The sequence below is a fragment of the Micromonospora sp. DT63 genome (genome assembly GCF_049841615.1).
Taxonomy (GTDB): domain Bacteria; phylum Actinomycetota; class Actinomycetes; order Mycobacteriales; family Micromonosporaceae; genus Micromonospora.
Genome location: NZ_JBNCKQ010000006.1, coordinates 245,198 through 261,891 on the forward strand (window position 1 = coordinate 245,198; position 16,694 = coordinate 261,891).

The 16,694-nt window shown below is 73.2% G+C and carries 19 protein-coding genes; 10 read left to right on the forward strand and 9 right to left on the reverse strand.

Features of this window, described 5'->3' with window-relative positions; translation table 11 throughout:
* Positions 1-13: 13 nt before the first annotated feature.
* Complete coding sequence (trmB, locus tag ACLQ27_RS22520; RefSeq protein WP_425868501.1) at positions 14-715, reverse strand: tRNA (guanosine(46)-N7)-methyltransferase TrmB; 702 nt, start codon at positions 713-715, stop codon at positions 14-16.
* 130 nt (positions 716-845) lie between these two features.
* Between trmB and ACLQ27_RS22525 the strand changes: the two genes are divergently transcribed.
* Positions 846-1,529, forward strand: a complete 684-nt coding sequence (locus tag ACLQ27_RS22525; RefSeq protein WP_425868704.1) for a hypothetical protein — start codon at positions 846-848, stop codon at positions 1,527-1,529.
* A 283-nt stretch (positions 1,530-1,812) separates the two neighbouring features.
* The gene (locus ACLQ27_RS22530; protein ID WP_425868503.1) at positions 1,813-2,409 is read left to right on the forward strand and encodes a class F sortase; all 597 of its coding nucleotides are present in this window, start codon (positions 1,813-1,815) and stop codon (positions 2,407-2,409) included.
* 144 nt (positions 2,410-2,553) lie between these two features.
* Here ACLQ27_RS22530 and ACLQ27_RS22535 read toward each other — a convergent pair whose 3' ends face one another.
* The 4 genes from ACLQ27_RS22535 to ACLQ27_RS22550 all read right to left on the reverse strand — a co-directional run bounded on the left by ACLQ27_RS22535 (position 2,554) and on the right by ACLQ27_RS22550 (position 5,622).
* On the reverse strand, positions 2,554-3,429 hold the full coding sequence (locus tag ACLQ27_RS22535; protein WP_425868505.1) for an alpha/beta fold hydrolase: 876 nt from the start codon (positions 3,427-3,429) through the stop codon (positions 2,554-2,556).
* A gap of 71 nt (positions 3,430-3,500) precedes the next feature.
* Complete coding sequence (locus ACLQ27_RS22540; RefSeq protein WP_234587840.1) at positions 3,501-3,818, reverse strand: antibiotic biosynthesis monooxygenase family protein; 318 nt, start codon at positions 3,816-3,818, stop codon at positions 3,501-3,503.
* Between the two features lie 48 nt (positions 3,819-3,866).
* Positions 3,867-4,664 (reverse strand): exodeoxyribonuclease III, encoded by a 798-nt coding sequence (locus ACLQ27_RS22545; protein WP_357497408.1) that lies wholly within the window; start codon positions 4,662-4,664, stop codon positions 3,867-3,869.
* Positions 4,665-4,701: 37 nt separating this feature from the next.
* Complete coding sequence (locus ACLQ27_RS22550; protein ID WP_234587836.1) at positions 4,702-5,622, reverse strand: proteasome assembly chaperone family protein; 921 nt, start codon at positions 5,620-5,622, stop codon at positions 4,702-4,704.
* 401 nt (positions 5,623-6,023) lie between these two features.
* On the opposite strand from ACLQ27_RS22550, the gene ACLQ27_RS22555 reads away from it, so the two are divergent.
* The 3 genes from ACLQ27_RS22555 to ACLQ27_RS22565 all read left to right on the forward strand — a co-directional run bounded on the left by ACLQ27_RS22555 (position 6,024) and on the right by ACLQ27_RS22565 (position 7,924).
* A complete protein-coding gene (locus tag ACLQ27_RS22555) occupies positions 6,024-6,869 on the forward strand; it encodes a peptidase M23 (RefSeq protein WP_357497411.1) in 846 nt (281 codons plus the stop codon).
* Positions 6,870-6,975: 106 nt separating this feature from the next.
* Entirely contained in the window at positions 6,976-7,122 is a 147-nt protein-coding gene (locus ACLQ27_RS22560; RefSeq protein ID WP_007457988.1) for a hypothetical protein, read from the forward strand.
* Between the two features lie 46 nt (positions 7,123-7,168).
* On the forward strand, positions 7,169-7,924 hold the full coding sequence (locus ACLQ27_RS22565; protein WP_357497413.1) for an EcsC family protein: 756 nt from the start codon (positions 7,169-7,171) through the stop codon (positions 7,922-7,924).
* Between the two features lie 16 nt (positions 7,925-7,940).
* On the opposite strand, the gene ACLQ27_RS22570 is transcribed toward ACLQ27_RS22565, so the two are convergent.
* On the reverse strand, positions 7,941-8,792 hold the full coding sequence (locus tag ACLQ27_RS22570; protein WP_357497415.1) for a GDSL-type esterase/lipase family protein: 852 nt from the start codon (positions 8,790-8,792) through the stop codon (positions 7,941-7,943).
* A 187-nt stretch (positions 8,793-8,979) separates the two neighbouring features.
* Between ACLQ27_RS22570 and ACLQ27_RS22575 the strand changes: the two genes are divergently transcribed.
* From ACLQ27_RS22575 to ACLQ27_RS22595, 5 genes are read left to right on the forward strand one after another with little or no spacing between them, the layout of a single operon-like run.
* A complete protein-coding gene (locus ACLQ27_RS22575; protein WP_354858297.1) occupies positions 8,980-9,243 on the forward strand; it encodes a DUF6343 family protein in 264 nt (87 codons plus the stop codon).
* Between the two features lie 12 nt (positions 9,244-9,255).
* Positions 9,256-10,671 (forward strand): NADP-dependent succinic semialdehyde dehydrogenase, encoded by a 1,416-nt coding sequence (locus ACLQ27_RS22580; protein ID WP_425868508.1) that lies wholly within the window; start codon positions 9,256-9,258, stop codon positions 10,669-10,671.
* A 52-nt stretch (positions 10,672-10,723) separates the two neighbouring features.
* Positions 10,724-11,689 carry a TIGR03885 family FMN-dependent LLM class oxidoreductase gene (locus tag ACLQ27_RS22585; protein WP_234587821.1) on the forward strand — a complete coding sequence of 322 codons (966 nt, stop codon included), beginning with the start codon at positions 10,724-10,726 and terminating at the stop codon, positions 11,687-11,689.
* Positions 11,690-11,726: 37 nt separating this feature from the next.
* On the forward strand, positions 11,727-13,301 hold the full coding sequence (locus ACLQ27_RS22590) for a Na+/H+ antiporter (RefSeq protein WP_357497419.1): 1,575 nt from the start codon (positions 11,727-11,729) through the stop codon (positions 13,299-13,301).
* Complete coding sequence (locus tag ACLQ27_RS22595) at positions 13,298-13,555, forward strand: UBP-type zinc finger domain-containing protein (RefSeq protein WP_234587817.1); 258 nt, start codon at positions 13,298-13,300, stop codon at positions 13,553-13,555. Before ACLQ27_RS22590 ends, ACLQ27_RS22595 begins: the two co-directional genes overlap by 4 nt.
* A gap of 60 nt (positions 13,556-13,615) precedes the next feature.
* Here the strand turns inward: ACLQ27_RS22595 and ACLQ27_RS22600 are convergent, their stop codons facing one another.
* From ACLQ27_RS22600 to ACLQ27_RS22610, 3 genes are all read right to left on the reverse strand, one after another.
* Positions 13,616-15,076, reverse strand: a complete 1,461-nt coding sequence (locus ACLQ27_RS22600) for an MFS transporter (RefSeq protein ID WP_425868511.1) — start codon at positions 15,074-15,076, stop codon at positions 13,616-13,618.
* Positions 15,076-15,216: a hypothetical protein gene (locus tag ACLQ27_RS22605; protein ID WP_234587815.1), complete on the reverse strand. Its 141-nt coding sequence runs from the start codon at positions 15,214-15,216 to the stop codon at positions 15,076-15,078. The genes ACLQ27_RS22600 and ACLQ27_RS22605 overlap by 1 nt, the downstream gene beginning before the upstream one ends.
* A 127-nt stretch (positions 15,217-15,343) precedes the next feature.
* Positions 15,344-16,594, reverse strand: coding sequence for a DUF222 domain-containing protein (locus ACLQ27_RS22610; RefSeq protein WP_425868512.1), 1,251 nt, complete (start codon positions 16,592-16,594; stop codon positions 15,344-15,346).
* Positions 16,595-16,694 lie beyond the last annotated feature (100 nt).

Sequence of the window (16,694 nt, forward strand, 5' to 3'; positions counted from 1 at the left end):
CCGGGCCGGCTCGTCACCGTCGGCGGTAAATCAGGTCGGCGACCGGCCGCCCCGCGGTGATCGCCCGCCGCTCGAACTTCGTCACCGGGCGGTGCGCCGGACGCGGCGCGAAGCCGCCGTACGCGTCGACCAGCTCCGGGTCGGCGTCCAGGGTCTCCCGCATCGCCTCGGCGTACTCGGCCCAGTCGGTCGCGCAGTGCAGCGTCCCGCCGGGAACCAGCCGGGAGCGCAGCAGCGCCACGTGCGCCGGCTGGATGATCCGCCGCTTGTGGTGGCGGGCCTTGGGCCAGGGGTCGGGAAAGAAGATGTGTACGGCGTCCAGGACACCCTCGGGCAGGCCGCTGACCAGCTCCAACGCGTCGCCCTCGGCCACCCGTACGTTGCCGAGGCCACCGCGGTCCACCAGGTCGAGCAGGTTCGCGATTCCCGGCGTGTGCACCTCGACCGCCAGATAATCTCGATCCGGGTCGGCGGCGGCCATCGCGGCGGTGCTGTCGCCCATCCCCGAGCCGATCTCCAGCACCACCGGGGCCCGGCGGCCGAACAGGGCGGTCAGGTCGACGGGCTCGCCCGACACGTCCCGGCCGTAGGTCGACCAGAGCCGCTCCAGCGCGTCGGTCTGGCGGCCGCTCATCCGGCCCCGTCGGGGGTGGAAGGTGCGGATCGTCCGGCCCGCGGGCGGGGCGGCGGCGGGGTCAGGGTCGGTGGTGGTCACAGCGACCCGAGCGTACGCGACGTCGTCCGCGGATCGGATGTGATGTGCGACAGGTAATGAGAGGATCGATCTGGTACGGCAGGCCGGGCGGTCCGCTGCCCGGCGCGGTCCTACGGCGTCGAGAGGGGGCATCGTGGCAGTGACCCGCGGCGGCGTGACCCTGTCGGTGGTGACCGTGCTCGCCGGCCCCCTGCTGGCCGCCGCCCCCGCACACGCCGCACCCGCCGCCGGCGGTCCCGTGGCCGCCGCGTCGGTGCTCGCCGCGCCGGCTGCCCTCGTCTCCGCCGGTCTCGTGCCCGTCGCCGGCCCGCTCGTGTTCGCCGCGCCGGCGCCCGGGGGTCAGCCCGAGAGCCAACCCGGGGGCGCACCGCAGCCCGCCCCGGTGGACGTCTTCGTCGAGGTGAGCCCCAGCACGGTGCAGCCCGGCTACCTGGTCGGCATCCGGGCCAGCTGTCGGGACAACTCGGTGGGCGCCACAGTCGTCTCCGACGCGTTCGGCGCCATCGGCGTGCAACCGCAGCGCGGCGTGCTCACCGCCGCGCCGATGGTGCGCGAGCGCACCCGTCCCGGCAACTACCGGGTCAAGTTGGAGTGCCGCGACGGCGAGACCGCGTCGACGATGCTCCAGGTGGTCAAGAAGGTGCCGTCCCCCCAGCCCAGCCGGGGCCCGGCCACCGGCTTCGGCGGCACCTCCGGGGGGATGACCGGCAAGCTGCTGTTGCCCGGCGGTGCGGCGCTCACCATCACCGGGCTGATCCTCGCCGTGGTGGCCCTGCGTCGGCCCCGCGCCGTCCGTGGCGTCGCGCGCCACTGAGCCCGCCATGGAGATCTTCCGCCCCACGCCACCCCCCGCCGGCTCCCGCCCGCCCACGGGCTCGGGCCCGCCCGCCGGTTCGTGGGCACCCGACGGCGCGGCGCCGACCGCTGGCTCGCGTCCGCCCGCTGGCTCGCGTCCGGCGCGCGATTCGCGAGTCGCTGCCGAGCGGCCGCCGGTCGCCGAAAGACCACCGGCCTCCGAAAGACCACCGGTCGCGAGCCGGCCGCCGACCGCCGTCGCTCCTCGGCGCAGCCGTCCGTCGGGCCGTAGCCCCTGGTCGGTGCCGCTGGCTGTGGTGCTGGTGCTGGCGGGGGTCTTCGCCACCGGGGCTGGGCTGGGCCGCTCGGTCGGCCCGCTCGACTGGACCCCGGCGGGCGGTGACCGCCCACCGCGCAGCGAGACGGTCGGGTTGTCGGCCAGTCGCCCGGTGCGGCTCACCGTCCCGGCGATCAAGGTGGAGGCGCCGGTGGCGCCCGTCGGGCAGGCGCGAGACGGCACGATCGCCGTACCGCCGTTGGAACGGCACAACGAGACCGGCTGGTACGACCGTGGGCCGACGCCCGGCGAGCCCGGTCCGGCGGTCATCGTCGGGCACGTGGACACCAAGAGCGGCCCGTCGGTCTTCTACGACCTGGGCAAGCTCAAGCCCGGTGACCTGATCGAGGTGGCCCGGGCGGACCGATCGACGGTGGTGTTCAAGATCGACACCGTCGAGCACTTCCCGAAGGACCGGCTGCCCGCCGAGCGGATCTACGGCCACGACGGCCCCGCCGGTCTGCGGCTGATCACCTGCGGCGGCCAGTTCATCGGCGGTCGCACCGGCTACGCCGACAACGTGATCGCGTTCGCCACCCTCCAGTCGTCGCGCAAGCCGTGAGACGGACCCGGCCCGCCCGCCCGCCTGCTCGGACGAACCCTGGCGCTTGATCGACTCGGAATCCTTGAAGTCGCGGTGTCCGGCTGACCCGGACAGACCGGTTTCGCCGAACCCGAGTGGATCAAGCAGTACGGCCGGGCCGCGTCAGCGCAGGAAGTCCAGGAGCTGGCGAACCGTCTCGTCGGGGGCCTCCTCCGGGATGAAGTGCCCGACCGGCACGGGCCCGCCGCGTACGTCGTCGGCCCACTCCCGCCAGATCGCGATCGGGTCGTCGTAGAGCTTCGCGACCTGACCCTCCTGGCTCCAGAGAAACAGCAGCGGGCAGAGGATCTTCCGGTTGCCGCGGTCCGCCTCGTCCTGCTGGTAGTCCAGGGTCGCGGCCGCGCGAAACTCCTCGCAGATCGCGTGGACGGTGTCAGGGTCGCTGAACTGCCTGACGTACGCCGCCCGCACCTCGGCAGGGAAGGCGTCCTTCACCGTGGGCCAGGTGCCGAGCATGTAGTCGACGAGCACGGCGGGCGCCGCGCCGATGAACTGCTCGGGCACCGGCGCCGGCGCCGCCAGGAAGGACCAGACCCAGTAGGAGAGGCTGAACGCCTTGTCGGCGCGGTTGTAGACGTCCCCGACCGGCACGACGTCCATGACCGCCAGCCGGGTGACGGCGTCCGGTTCGTCCAGCGCGAGACGGTACGCGCACCGGGCCCCGCGATCATGGCCGACCAGGTGGAACCGGTCATGACCCAGGCGCCGCATCACCTCGATCTGGTCACGGGCGATGGCGCGCATGCTGTACGGCTCGTGATCGGCGGTGCTCGGCGGTGTGCCGCTGTCTCCCCAGCCGCGCAGGTCGGTGGCGACGACCGTGAAGTGCTCGGCGAGCCGGGGCGCCACCGTGTGCCACATGAGGTGCGTCTCCGGGATGCCGTGCAGGAGCAGCACGGGTGGCCCGCTGCCGCCCCGGCGTCCGTGGATCGTCGCGCCGGACGTGGGGATGTCGAACTCTTCGAACCCGTCGAACATGGCCGGACGCTATCAGCGCAGGTCACCGCCCGGGCGGGGTTCCGACGAGCCCAGGATCGTCGGCAGGTGGGTCAGGGCGCAGGGACGTGCAGGGCGACCTCGAATTCCAGGAGGCTGGCGCCGCTGGACACCGGCGGGCGGGGCTTGTCGCCGGGGGCGGCGGCGTGGGCCTCGCGGGAGGGGCCGGAGGCCCAGGCCTGGTACGCCTCCTCGCTCTCCCACCTCGTGTAGACGAAGTAGCGGGTCTCCCCAGCCACCGGGCGGAGCAGTTCGAAGCCGAGGAAGCCGGGGGAGTTCTCCACCGCGCCCGCCCGAGCCGCGAACCGCTTCTCCAACTCGGCGCCCGCGCCCGGCGGAACCTCGATTGCGTTGATCTTCACGACTGCCATCTGCCCACCCTAGCCAGCGCCGGCGCCCTCCCGCGGGAGCGCCGGCGCTCAGAACGCCTCGACGGCGGGGACCAGATCGGCGTCGACCACGATCGGGGCGTGATCGGAGGGGCCCTTACCCTTGCGGGCCTCCCGGTCCACGTACGCCGAGCGGACCGCCCGCGTGAACGGGGCCGAGGCGTACACCAGGTCGATCCGCATGCCCTTGTTCTGGTGGAACATCCCGGCGCGGTAGTCCCAGTAGGTGAACGGGTGTGGCCCCTTCATCGGGGTCGGCACCACGTCGCTGAGCCCGAGGTCGCGCAGCGCGGCCAGGGCGGCCCGCTCGGCCGGGGTGACATGCGTGGAGTGGGTGAACACTGCCGGGTCCCAGACGTCGGCGTCGGTCGGTGCGACGTTGAAGTCGCCGCAGACGGCCAACGGCGGGCCGCCGGCCAGCTCCGCCTCCAACGCGTCGCGCAGCGCCGCGAACCAGGCCAGCTTGTACGCGTAGTGCGGGTCGTCCGGCGTGCGGCCGTTGGGCACGTACACCGACCAGACCCGCAGCCCGTCGCAGGTGGCGGAGATCGCGCGGGCCTCCGGTGCGGGAAAGCCCGGCTCACCCGCGAAGCCGACGCGGACGTCGTCCAGGCCGACCCGGGACAGGATCGCCACCCCGTTCCAGCGGCCGTCGCTGTGGCTGGCCACGGTGTAGCCCAGCTCGCCCACCTCGGCCACCGGGAAGGCGCCGTCCGGGCACTTCGTCTCCTGCAGGCAGACGACGTCGGGCCCGGTGCCGGCCAGCCACTCCAACAGCCGGGGCAGCCGGGCCTTCACCGAGTTCACGTTCCAGGTCGCCAGGCGCATGTCTCCACCCTGCCGCATCCGCTGCCGTGTCGCCGGGTCAGCTGCCCGGGGTGTCGCCGGGACGGGTCTGTTCGGCCAGGAACCGTTCCAGCTCCGCGCCGAGCTCGTCCGCGGTGGGCAGCGGGCCGGCGTCGGGGGCGAGCAGGTTCCGCTCGCCGCGACCGCGGGCGAACGCGTCGTACTGCTCCTCCAGGGCCTGGACGAGGGCTGCGGCGTCCTCGGTCTGGGCGACCTGCCGGTCGATCTCCACCCGGACCACCTCGGCGGCCGAGCGCAGCCCGTCGCCGGGCAGCAGCAGCCCCGTGCTGCGCGACACCGCGCTCAGGAGCACCTCGGCAGCGGCCGGATACTCGGTCTGCGCCACGTAGTGCGGCACGTGCGCGGCGAACCCGAGCGCGTCGCGGCCCTGCTGGCCGAGGCGGAACTCCAGCAGGTGACCGACGCTGCCGGGCACCTGGACCCGTTGCAGCCAGGGCTCGTACCCGCTGATCAACTCCGGACGGGTGGCGTGGGCGGTCACGCCGGTCGGCCGGGTGTGCGGCACCGCCATCGGGATCGAGTTGAGCCCGACGGTGAGGCGTACGTCCAAGCGGGCGGCGAGCCCCGCGACGGCGGCGGTGAACCGCTCCCACTGCAGGTCCGGCTCGGGGCCGGTGAGCAGCAGAAAGGGTGTCTCGTCGTCGTCGTTCAGCAGGTGCAGCTCCAGCTTGGGGGCGTCGAAGCTCTCCCAGTGGTCCTCGACGAAGGTCATCACCGGTCGCCGGGAGCGGTAGTCGAAGAGCTGGTCCACGTCGAAGGTGGCGATCGGCCGGCCCTCGAGCGACGTGAGCAGCTGCTCGCGGGCCAGCCGGCTGGCGTTGCCGGCGTCCACGAACCCGGTCAGGGCCTGGACCAGGACCGGTTGCCCGAGGTCGGGCAGATCGTCGGTGAGCTGATAGAGCTCGTGTGGGTCGAGCACCGGTGCGGACCTCCCTGAAATGTGCCTACGCGGATGCCGACACGGTGGACGGCACCCGATTCGGGCAACGTACCCGCCATCCTGGCGCATTCCTGCGTCGGGCGATCCGTCGACCGTCGGCTGGGCGTGATCGGACGAACCACCCGATTACGTCGTTCGGCCGATGGGCGGTTCGGCCCAAAGGCCGAGTTTGTCGATCATGTCGGTCCTCGCGGCCCGATGTCCGTCCCTGTCGCCGTCCGTGCCGGCCCACGTGCCGCGCCGGTTTTCTCCGGTACGCGAGGTCCGTTCCCCGGGCGGGTCGAGCCGCCCCGCTCGTCCACCCGGAGACCCTGATTCTGTGGCGAGGGCCACGTGATCACTGTGCGTGATCGGGGTTTCCGCCTGCCTAGCCTCGGTTGATGCGTGACGACGGCACCCTCGACGACCCGTACGCCCCGAGCAGCCCCACTACCGAAACGGAGGAAGGCACCTCAGCCGAACGGACAACCGCCGCGAGTCGGCTTCGGGCGTACGCCCGCGACCTGACCGGTCGGCGCCGCGCCCAGGTGGCCCTCGCCGCCGGCGTGGTCTGCTGCCTCGGTCTGGCCGCTGTCGCACAGGTCCGCGACGAGACCGCCGGCGCGGCGACGCGTGCCGACAGCAGCACCGAGCTGGCGCAGCGCGCCGAGCAGCAGAGCGCTTCCCGCTCTCTCGACCGTGCCGCCACCCCCTCTGCCACCCCGTCCGCCTCGGCTACCTCCGCCGACCCGGACACCACCGCGCGTGCCCGCAAGGTCGCCTCGGCTCAGCCGACCGACCCGGCGCCGGTCGTCGGCCTGAGCGACGACCAGATGGAGAACGCCGAGGCGATCGTCCGCACCGGACGCAAGATGGGCGTCCCGCGCCGTGGCCTGGTCATCGCGGTGGCGACAGCCATGCAGGAGAGCAACCTCTACAACGTCGCCAGCGGCGTGCTGCCGGAGTCGCAGAACTACCCGCACCAGGGCGTCGGCTGGGACCACGACTCGGTCGGTCTGTTCCAGCAGCGCTCCAGCAGCGGCTGGGGCCCGGTCGGCCGGCTGATGGACCCCGAGTTCGCCACCCGGCAGTTCCTCAGCGCGCTGGAGCAGGTGCCCGGCTGGCAGCAGATGCGGCTCACCGACGCCGCGCAGGCGGTGCAGGTCTCCGCGTACCCCGAGCACTACCAGCAGCACGAGTGGCGGGCCACCCGGGTCGTCGACGCCATCGTGCCGGCCGGGCGGTAGCCTACCGACCACTGTGGACGGTGAGGGTTGAGCCTGTCGCGTCCCGGGTACATCCGTTGCGGGTTCGGGGTACACATGACTGAGGGATCACCGACAGGAGGACGTTATGTCTTTGATGCAGCGGATCAGCACCTTCCTGAGATCGCCCAAGGGTCAGCAGCTGGTGGACCGGGGTCGGCGCGAGCTGGCCAAGCCCGACAACCAGCAGAAGCTCAAGGGGTTGGCGGCGCGACTGTCCAACCGCCGCCGCTGACCGCGCCACCGGCCATCCTGCCCGTACCCACCCCTGGGGAGACCCGGTGACCGACACCCCGCCCGCCGGCGGTCAGCCCGCCGCGTCCACGCCCGAGCCATCGGCCGGCCTGCCGGCCGTGCCGGTGGCCGCGCCCGAGGGGCCGCCGGCCCGACTCTGGGACCGGATGCGCGACGATCCGCAGTACGCCCCGGAGCACCTCGCCCTGGAGGCGGTGCGCCGGCTCGGGCCGGAGGCCGCGCAGTGGGCCGCCCGCGCCCGCAGCGAGCACCCCGGTGTCTCGTCCGACGTCCTCGCCGACCAGGCGGCCCGCAAGTTCGTCAACCTGGCTCGCCTGTCCGGGGCGGTCTCCGGAGCGGCCGGGCTGCCCGGGGCCGTCCTCGACGTCGGCGTGCTGGCCTGGACCCAGGCGCGCATGGTCCTGCACATCGCCGCCGCGTACGACGTCGACCCGCTGCACAGCGACCGGGCCACCGATCTGCTCGTGCTCCAGCGGGTGCACAAGGTCGCCGAGAGTGCGCGCCTGGCGCTCGGGGTGGCCGCCGGCCGGGAACGCGCCGACGCGCTCTTCGGCCTGGGCGGCCAGCGCCCGCTCGGGCGGGTGATGTTGCAGCTCGGCGTCCGGCTGGCCCAGATGGCCGGCGTCCGGGCGGCCAAGCGACTCGTCGCCAAGATCGTCCCGGGTGCGGCGATAGTGCTCGGCACCTGGGCCAACTCGTCCGCCACCAAGGACCTCGCCGAGCGCTCCCGGGCGCTCTACGGCCGGCGCGGCACCGCCGTCCCGGAGCCTCGCCGCTCCTGAACCACCCTCGGGTGGTTCAGTCGGCCAGGCCGGACGAGCGCCACGTCACCTCGGCCAGCCGACCCTGACCGGTGGCGTTGGGGTGGAACCAGTCCAGCGGGTTGAGCAGGTCCAGGGTGAAGCGGACCTTGTGCGCCGCACCCCCGTCGTGCCGGCAGCGCGAGCCGTACGCCCGGCAGGCCGCCACCAACTGCGCGTTGTACGCGTCGATCCGGGCCCGCACGGCGGCCCGGCGGGCCTTGTCGGCGGGCGCCGTCGACGTCGCGTTGGCCAGCAGCGCCGGGCAGATGCCCCGCCGCCACGCGCGTGCCGCCCGCGCGTCGCCGTGCCCCACCTCCCAGAGCCGGTAGAGGTCGGGGATGCTCACCACCAGCACCCGGGCCTTCGGCCGGCCGGTCCGCAGCACCCGCAGACCCCTGTCGACGTCGGCCCGGAACTGCGTCACCGGGGTCATCGCGTCCACCCCGCCCCGGCAGATGTCGTTGGCGCCGATCAGCACGGTGATGTAGTCGGCCCGGTCGCGTACGGCCGCCTGCGCCTGGCCTTCGAGGGCGTCGGCACGGGCGCCGGGCCGGGCGTGGTTGTACGCCTTGCCGCGGATCGCGGAATTCTGGTCGAGCAGCCGCCGGTAGTGGCTCTGCACCCGCAGGCCGTCCCCGGTCGACCAGGAGTTGCGCTCGCAGGAGGTGAGCACCAGGCAGGAGGCGAAGCCGGTGCTGATCGAGTCGCCGAGCGCGGCGATGCCGCCAGGCCCGCCGGACGACGGTGCGCTCTTCGTCGGACGGGGGGAGGCCGACGTGCCTCCCTCGCAGGCCAGCGCCACAAGCGCGGCGAGACAGGCCAGGGCGGCAACCCAGCGTCGAGGCATGACATCCCCCGTCTAGCAGCACAGAGCGACAGCGCGGTAACTGTATGCGCTGGACGTGGTCGGGCGGGAAGTTGCTGTCGGGTATGTGGCCGAGTGCCGTCGAACGCGCTGCGGGAGTGCTATAAGCGCCACCAGCGCGGCCGATGGCTGCCGGTTAACGGCGCCGATCGGGGGTAGGTCAGGAGGTATGACGAGATCGCAGCCCCGGCGTGCCCGTGGCACGGTCGGCCACGCGTACAGCGCGCTGAACCTCCGGCTCACCCTCGCCGGCTTCGGGTTGGTGATCATGGTGCTGTTCGCGGTGCTGGCGTTCTGGGCGGGGCTCGCCTGGCTCGGCGTGCTCTGCGCGATCTTCGCAGTCGTCGCCGTGGTCGACCTGGTCGTGATCCAGCGCCGCCGCGCCGCTCGCCGCCGCGAGGAGCCAGGCGTACGACACTCGCTGTTCGAGTGACAGGAGGACGAGATGCCCCACATCGCCACCACCAACCCCGCCACCGGACAGGTGCTCAAGACCTACGAGGCGATGTCCACCGAACAGCTCGACGCCGCCATCGAGCGCACCGACCTCGCGTACCAGCAGCTGCGCGGCACAGGCGTCGACCAGCGCGCCCGGTGGATGAACGCCGCCGCCGACCTGCTGGACGCCGAGCGCGACGAGATCGCCCGGATCATGACCACGGAGATGGGCAAGACGTACGTCGCGGCGCAGGCCGAGGTGACCAAGTGCGCCACCGCCGCCCGCTTCTACGCCGACAAGGCGCCCGCGTTCCTCGCCGACCAGCCGGCCGACGCCGCCGCCGTGAAGGCGACCCGGGCGTTCATCCGTTACCAGCCGATCGGCGTGGTGCTCGCGGTGATGCCGTGGAACTTCCCGCTGTGGCAGGTGATGCGCTTCGCCGCGCCGGCGCTGATGGCCGGCAACACCGGCCTGCTCAAGCACGCCTCGAACGTGCCGCAGACGGCGCTGCTGCTGGAGGACGTGTTCCGTCGCGCCGGCTTCCCCGAGGGGGCGTTCACCACAGTGCTGGTGGGCTCGGACGCCGTCGAGCGGATCCTCGCCGACCCCCGGGTCCGCGCCGCCACCCTCACCGGCAGCGAGGCGGCCGGGCGTTCCATCGCCCAGATCGCCGGCCGTGAGCTCAAGAAGACAGTGCTGGAGCTGGGCGGCAGCGACCCGTTCGTGGTGATGCCCTCGGCCGACATCGACGCTGCCGCCGAGGTGGCCACCACGGCCCGCTGCCAGAACAACGGCCAGTCCTGCATCGCCGCCAAGCGGTTCATCGTGCACACCGACGTCTTCGACGCCTTCGCCGAGAAGTTCGCCGCCAACATGGCCGCGCTGCGCGTCGGCGACCCGATGGACCCGGACACCGACGTGGGTCCGCTGGCCAGCGAACGCGGTCGCGACGAGGTGCACGCACAGGTGCGCGACGCGGCGGACAACGGCGCCACGGTGCTCTGCGGCGGCGAGCTGCCCACCGGCGACGGGTGGTTCTACCTGCCGACGGTGGTCACCGACCTCACCCCGCAGATGCGGATGTGGTCCGAGGAGGTCTTCGGGCCGGTCGCCGGCCTGTACCGGGTGTCCTCGTACGCCGAGGCGATCGAGGTGGCCAACGGCACCAGCTTCGGCCTCGGGTCCAACGCCTGGACGCGGGACGCGGCCGAGCAGGAGCGCTTCGCCACCGACCTGGACGCCGGCAACGTCTTCATCAACGGGATGACCACCTCCTACCCGGAGCTGCCGTTCGGCGGCGTGAAGAACTCCGGCTACGGCCGGGAGCTGTCCGAGCTGGGCATGCGGGAGTTCTGCAACATCAAGACGGTCTGGGTGGGTGAGGGAGCCGCGTCGGCCGGTGCCGGCGCGCACGCCGAGTAGCTTCCCGCGCGGTATGCATCACCGGACGGCGTCATGGGTAGGAAGTGCGCCCATGACGTCGTTCGGATTCCACGCCTCCCACGAGCAGATCCCACCCCGCGCCCTGCTGGAGGCGGTGATGCACGCCGAGCGAGCCGGCTTCGACGCCGCCATGTGCTCCGACCACTTCTCCCCGTGGAGCACCCGGCAGGGTGAGTCCGGCTTCGCCTGGTCCTGGCTGGGCGCCGCGTTGCAGGCCACCGGCATGTCGTTCGGAGTGGTCAACGCCCCCGGTCAGCGCTACCACCCGGCGATCATCGCGCAGGCGATCGGCACCCTCGGCGCGATGTACCCGGGCCGGTTCTGGGCGGCCCTCGGCACCGGCGAGGCCAGCAACGAGCACATCACCGGCGACCCGTGGCCGCGCAAGGATGTCCGCGCCGCCCGGCTGCGCGAGTGCGTGGACGTGATCCGGGCACTGCTGGCCGGCGAGGAGGTCAGCCACGACGGTCTGGTCCGGGTGGACCGGGCCCGCCTGTGGACCCGCCCCGAAGAGCCGCCCGCGCTGGTCGGCGCGGCCGTCAGCGTGGCCACCGCCCGCTGGTGCGCCGAGTGGGCCGACGGGCTGATCACCGTGAACGCGCCTGTGGAGCACCTGCGCGAGATGATCGACGCGTACCGGGACGCCGGCGGGCGCGGTCCACTGCACCTGCAGGTGCATGTCTCCTGGGCGCCGGAGCAGGCGCAGGCCGAGGCGCTCGCGTACGACCAGTGGCGCAGCAACGTCTTCACCCCTCCGGTCTGCTGGGACCTGGAGACCGTCGAACACTTCGACGTGGTCTCGGCCGACGTGCCGCCCGAGCGGATCGCCCAGGTGGTGAACATCTCCGCCGACCTGGGCCGGCACGTGGGCTGGCTCCAGGAGTACGCGGCGCTCGGCTTCGACCAGATCGCCCTGCACCACGTGGGGCAGGAGCAGCGCGGGTTCATCGACGCGTTCGGCGCGGAGGTGCTGCCCAAGCTGCGCTCGGCGGGCTGATCGGGCGTCGCTCGCCCGACCCCTAGGCTCGTACCCCATGGAAAGCCTGTTTCCGGTCGTCGTCTTTCTGGCGATCGCCACCCTCGGCGCGGCGCTGGCCCGCCGGCTCGGCCTGCTCGCGCCGATCGTGTTGGTCGTGCTCGGCCTGGCGCTCTCGTTCGTGCCGGGCTTCCCGCACATCGAGCTCGAACCGGAGCTGGTGCTGATCGGCATCCTGCCGCCGCTGCTGTACGTCGCCGCGCTGGACACGTCGGTGCCGGCGTTCAAGAACAACATCCGGCCGATCCTGCTGCTCGCCGTGGGCCTGGTGCTGTTCACCGCGTTCGCGGTGGGCGTCGTGCTGCACCTGCTGCTGCCGCAGGTCCCGTTCGCGATCTGCCTGGCCCTCGGCGCGGTGGTCGCACCGCCGGACGCCGTGGCCGCCACGGCCGTCGCGCGCCGCGTCGGCCTGCCCCGCCGGGTGGTCACGATCCTGGAGGGGGAGAGCCTGGTCAACGACGCCACCGCACTGGTGCTGCTGCGGGTCGCGACAATGGCCTCCATCGGCACGGCCGTCGGCACCGACCGGATCGCCCTCGAAGTGCTGCGGTCCACCGGCGGCGGCATCCTGATCGGGGCGCTCGGGGCGCTGGTGTTCGGCTTCCTGCACCGGCGGATCAGCGACCCGCTGCTGGACAACGCCCTGTCGTTGATCATCCCGTTCGCTGTGGTGTTCACCGCCGAGCACCTGCACGCCTCCGGCGTGGTCGCGGTGGTCGTCACCGGTCTGGTGCTCGGGCACAAACTGCCGCAACTGCTGTCGGCGGCGTCCCGGTTGCAGGTCGGCGCGTTCTGGCGGCTGGTCCGGTTCCTGCTGGAAGGACTGGTCTTCCTCCTGGTCGGGCTGCAACTGCGGGAGGTGCTGCGCGAGCTCGACGAGCCCACCGGCTCACTCGTCCTGATCACCTTCGGGGTGCTCGCCACCGTCTTCCTGACCCGCTTCGTCTGGCTCTTCCCCGCCACCTACCTGGCCCGGTTGGTCCCCCGGATCCGCCGCCGGGATGCGGCCCCGTCACCGAAGGTCCCGATCATCATCGGCTGGGCCGGAATGCGGGGCGTGGTGACGCTCGCCGCCGCCCTGGCCCTCCCGCTGACCCTGGCCGACGACGAGGCGTACCCCCGGGCCCTGTTCATCTGGTTGGCCTTCGCGGTGATCGTGGTCACCCTGGTCGGTCAGGGCGCGACGCTGCCGCTGGTCGCCCGACGGTTGAAGCTCCCCCAGGACGACCCGGTGCAGGACGCGTTGTCGGCCGCCGGAGTGCAGCAGCAGGCCAGCCGGGCCGCACGGGACCGGTTGGAGGAGCTGGCCGAGAGCGCGCCGGGATCCGTGGTGGATCGGCTGCGCCGGGTGCAGGAGGACCGCACCAACATGGCCTGGGAACGGCTCGGCGGCGACGAGCGGGAAACCCCGTCGCAGGCGTACGGTCGGCTGCGACAAGAGATGATCGACGCCGAGCGGGACGTGTTCCGGGCCGCCCGGGACGCCGGTCGAATTCCTGAGGAGGTGCTGGTGCGGGCCTATCGTGACCTGGACCTGGAAGAGTCGTTGCTGCGGCAGGAGGTCGAGCAGTGAGTTGTCAGCACCTGACCGAGGCCGGCACTGCCGAACCGCGCACCCCCGACGAGTGCGCCGACTGCGTCGCCAGCGGCGACACCTACTGGGTGCACCTGCGTACCTGCCTGAGCTGCGGCCAGGTCGGCTGCTGCGACTCGTCGCCGAACCAGCACGCGAGCAAGCACTTCGCGTCCACCGGCCACCCGGTGATCCGCTCGGCGCAGCCGGGCGAGGCCTGGCGCTGGTGCTTCGTCGACGAGGAGATCGGCTGACCGGGTCCGAATGCCGCTGACCGGCCGGTCCTGCCCATCGCAGGATCGGCCGGTCACCGTTCACCGGCCGGTCCGGGGCGGCGTCGCGAGGCGGCCGGCATCGTTCACCGGCTGGTCCGGCACGGCGTCGCGGCGGCCGGGAGGCTGGCCACCGCTTACCCGGCCAGCGCGGTCCGGCGTTGCCGGGGGCGGCGTCGCGGGGCGGCCGGCGAGGGCCCAGCGGGTGAGCGCGGGGCTGGCCAGACCCACCGCGGCGAAGAGCGCACCGACGGCCACCCAGCCGGGCATCCCGCCGTCGAGCACCACGAGCGTCAACAGGGCCGGGCCGACGGCACGGGCCAGACCGGCCAGCATGCCGTCCGCTCCCTGGTAGGCGCCCACCGCGCCCGGCGGAGCGAGATCGTAGGCGAGTCCCGCTCCGCCAGCGGAGTGCCACAGGTCACCGGCGGTGTAGACGACGGTGGCGACCAGCAGCAGTGCGACGGCCGCAGTGGTGGGCAGGCGGGCCGTGGCCGCGTACAGCAGCATCGCGGCGGCCAGCACCAGGCCGGCCCGGCGCATCGTCCGCGCCGCGGGAGCGGCGGTGTCCGCGCCCCGGCTCAACCGCACCGCCAGCAGGACGGTGAGCACCGTGTTCGTCAGCAGTACCGCCGACACGACCGGCGGGGACGCTCCGACCACTGTCACCGCCCAGAGCGGCACCACCAGTGTGAGCATCGTCTGATGCAGGGCGAGTACCGCCGACGCGCCGCTCACCGCGAGGAAGCGGCCGTCACGCAGCGGCCGCCCACGGTGGGCAGCGGCCGTCGGGGCCAGCGCGGTCGGGGCCGCCTCGGTCGGGGCCAGCGCGGTCGATGGCTGCTCGGTCGAGGCCGGCACCGAGGGCCGCGCGGACGAGGGCTGCGCGGTGGGGGCCGGCGCGGCCCGGCGCTGCGCGGTTGGGGGACAGGCCGGCAGCCGCAACAGCAGCGCCGCCGACACCAGATAAGTGGCCGCGTTGCCGGCCACCAGGATCTGGTACGCCAGGTGCGTGTCGGCGGCCAGCGCGAACCCGGCCAGACCCGCCCCGACCCCGATGCCCAGGTTCGCCACCGCCCGTAGCGTGGCGAAGGCGTGCACCCGGCCCTGCGGGCCGGCGACGGCGGCGACCAGCGCGGCGCGGACCGCGAGGTTGCCCGAGGCCAGCAGCAGGTCGAGCACCGCGACGACGAGGAACACCGCAAACGAGCCGACCAGCAGGTACGTTGCCGCGACGACCGCCTGGAGCACCTGGAGGACGGCCCGCAGCGTACGTGGGTCACGTCGGTCGGCCAGACCGCCGAGTGGCACGCTGGCGGTCAGACCGACCAGCCCCGCGACGCTGAGCCCGACGCCCACCTGCGCGGCCGAGAGCCCCACGTCCCGGGTGAGATAGATGGCGGCGCCGGTCAGCCACAGTCCCGAGCCGACGGTGTTCGCCAACGTCGCGAGGGAGAGCGTGCGCAGCCGCCCGGACGGCGGCAGCGGCGAGACGCCCCGCATCAGCGGGCGATGACCACGGCCGAGGCGAAGTCGATGACCCGGTCGCCGGGGGTGGCGAGATCGCCGTCGGTGACCTGGGCGCGGTGCGTGGCCCGGTTGCTCCCGGTGGCCCGTTCGAACGTGTCGCCGTTGACAGTCATGGTGGCGACGCTAGGCAGGCCGGGCGGAGTTGGCGGTCCCGAACGACGCGACGCCCGTCACACCGCACGCCGCGGTGGCAGGAGCTCCGGGGCCGGGCTCTTCGTGCCTGGTCGGGGTGGGCTCTGGTCACGTCCGCTGGTGGTAGACGTTGCGGCGGGGGATCTGTTCGGGGTCGAGCCAGGCGGGTGGGATGAAGTCGGGGTGGCCGTCGTTGCCGGGGCGGATGGTCCAGTCGCCGTGGTGGATGTGTCGGTGGTGGTGGCCGCAGAGGAGCACGGCGTTGGTCAGGCTGGTGTTGCCGCCGTCGGCCCAGTGGTGGATGTGGTGGGCGTCGCACCAGCGGGGTGGGCGGTCGCAGCCGGGGAAGGCGCAGCCGCGGTCGCGCAGGACGAGGGCGCGGCGGAGTGGGCCGGTGATGAGGCGGCGTTGTCGGCCGACGTCGAGGGTCTGGCTGGTGCTGCTGAGGACGGCGGGCAGGATGGCGGCGTCGCAGGCGAGGCGGCGGACCGTCTCCGGGGTGAGACGGGGGCCGGTGTCGAGGGTGCCGGCGTCGAGCTGCCGGGCCAGCGTGTCGAAGCTGGTGGTGACGACGATCTGTGCGGGCTCGCCGCCGTGTTCGGGTAGCTCGCCGGTGCGCAGGGTGAGGCGGCAGAGGTCGGCGAGCGCGTCGTGGCGGCGTTGCCCGGGAGTGCGCGCGTCGTCCGGGCCGGATGGCGCGGTCAGCGGGTCGATCGCGGCGCGGAGCAGGCCGCCGGCCTCGGCGTCCAGGGTGCCGCTGAGCCGCAGTCGGCCGTCCGACAACTCGGACAGTGTGACGTGCCGGTCCCGGTCGCAGCGGCGGGCCTCGGCCTCCAACGCGGCCCGGGCGGCGGCGTCGGCGACTTCCGGGGCGACGTGGTCGAGGATCCGCGTGCCCAGCTTGCGCAGGACGGTCGGCTCGAACTGCCCGGCCCACCCGACCAGCACGCCGACGGCCTTGTCGGCGGCCTCGGCGCCTGCGGCGTTGTGCACGGTGCGGACCGTGTCGTCGATGACGCGGGCCTGCTCCACGCTGATGTCGCCGCTGGCCAGCGCGGCGCGCACCCCCGGCGCTCCGGCGTCCAGCGAGCCGGCGAGGCCGACCAGCCGGCGGGCGGCGGAGACGGTGAGTCGTAGCCGGTCACGCAACCAGACGGCCGTCGAGGACGCGCCCTGGGCCTGGGCCGTGCCGCGACCGTCCAGCTCACGCACCAGGGCCAGCTGCACGGCCGCCAGGCGCTGCTCGAGCCGGTGGGCGGTGTCGAGTGCCGCGACGAGGTCGGGCTCGATGAGTGCCCAGGCCGGGGCGTCGACGCACGCGGCGACCGCCGCCTCAGCCTGCGTCAACTCCTCCACCATGGACCGAGAATAGAACAGGTGTACGACAACCTTCGTGCCACGATCCGCAGCGCGTCCGGCAGCTCGACCTGCGCGATCCGCAGCGCCTGGCTGCAGCGCC

Bases quoted from the DNA above. Each gene is read 5' to 3' on its own strand.
- ACLQ27_RS22535 (WP_425868505.1), bottom strand. From the start codon at position 3,429: ATGTTCGACGGGTTCGAAGAGTTCGACATCCCCACGTCCGGCGCGACG.
- ACLQ27_RS22540 (WP_234587840.1), bottom strand. From the start codon at position 3,818: ATGGCAGTCGTGAAGATCAACGCAATCGAGGTTCCGCCGGGCGCGGGC.
- ACLQ27_RS22545 (WP_357497408.1), bottom strand. From the start codon at position 4,664: ATGCGCCTGGCGACCTGGAACGTGAACTCGGTGAAGGCCCGGCTGCCC.
- ACLQ27_RS22555 (WP_357497411.1), top strand. From the start codon at position 6,024: ATGCGTGACGACGGCACCCTCGACGACCCGTACGCCCCGAGCAGCCCC.
- ACLQ27_RS22560 (WP_007457988.1), top strand. From the start codon at position 6,976: ATGTCTTTGATGCAGCGGATCAGCACCTTCCTGAGATCGCCCAAGGGT.
- ACLQ27_RS22570 (WP_357497415.1), bottom strand. From the start codon at position 8,792: ATGCCTCGACGCTGGGTTGCCGCCCTGGCCTGTCTCGCCGCGCTTGTG.
- ACLQ27_RS22575 (WP_354858297.1), top strand. From the start codon at position 8,980: ATGACGAGATCGCAGCCCCGGCGTGCCCGTGGCACGGTCGGCCACGCG.
- ACLQ27_RS22580 (WP_425868508.1), top strand. From the start codon at position 9,256: ATGCCCCACATCGCCACCACCAACCCCGCCACCGGACAGGTGCTCAAG.
- ACLQ27_RS22585 (WP_234587821.1), top strand. From the start codon at position 10,724: ATGACGTCGTTCGGATTCCACGCCTCCCACGAGCAGATCCCACCCCGC.
- ACLQ27_RS22590 (WP_357497419.1), top strand. From the start codon at position 11,727: ATGGAAAGCCTGTTTCCGGTCGTCGTCTTTCTGGCGATCGCCACCCTC.
- ACLQ27_RS22600 (WP_425868511.1), bottom strand. From the start codon at position 15,076: ATGCGGGGCGTCTCGCCGCTGCCGCCGTCCGGGCGGCTGCGCACGCTC.
- ACLQ27_RS22605 (WP_234587815.1), bottom strand. From the start codon at position 15,216: ATGACTGTCAACGGCGACACGTTCGAACGGGCCACCGGGAGCAACCGG.
- ACLQ27_RS22610 (WP_425868512.1), bottom strand. From the start codon at position 16,594: ATGGTGGAGGAGTTGACGCAGGCTGAGGCGGCGGTCGCCGCGTGCGTC.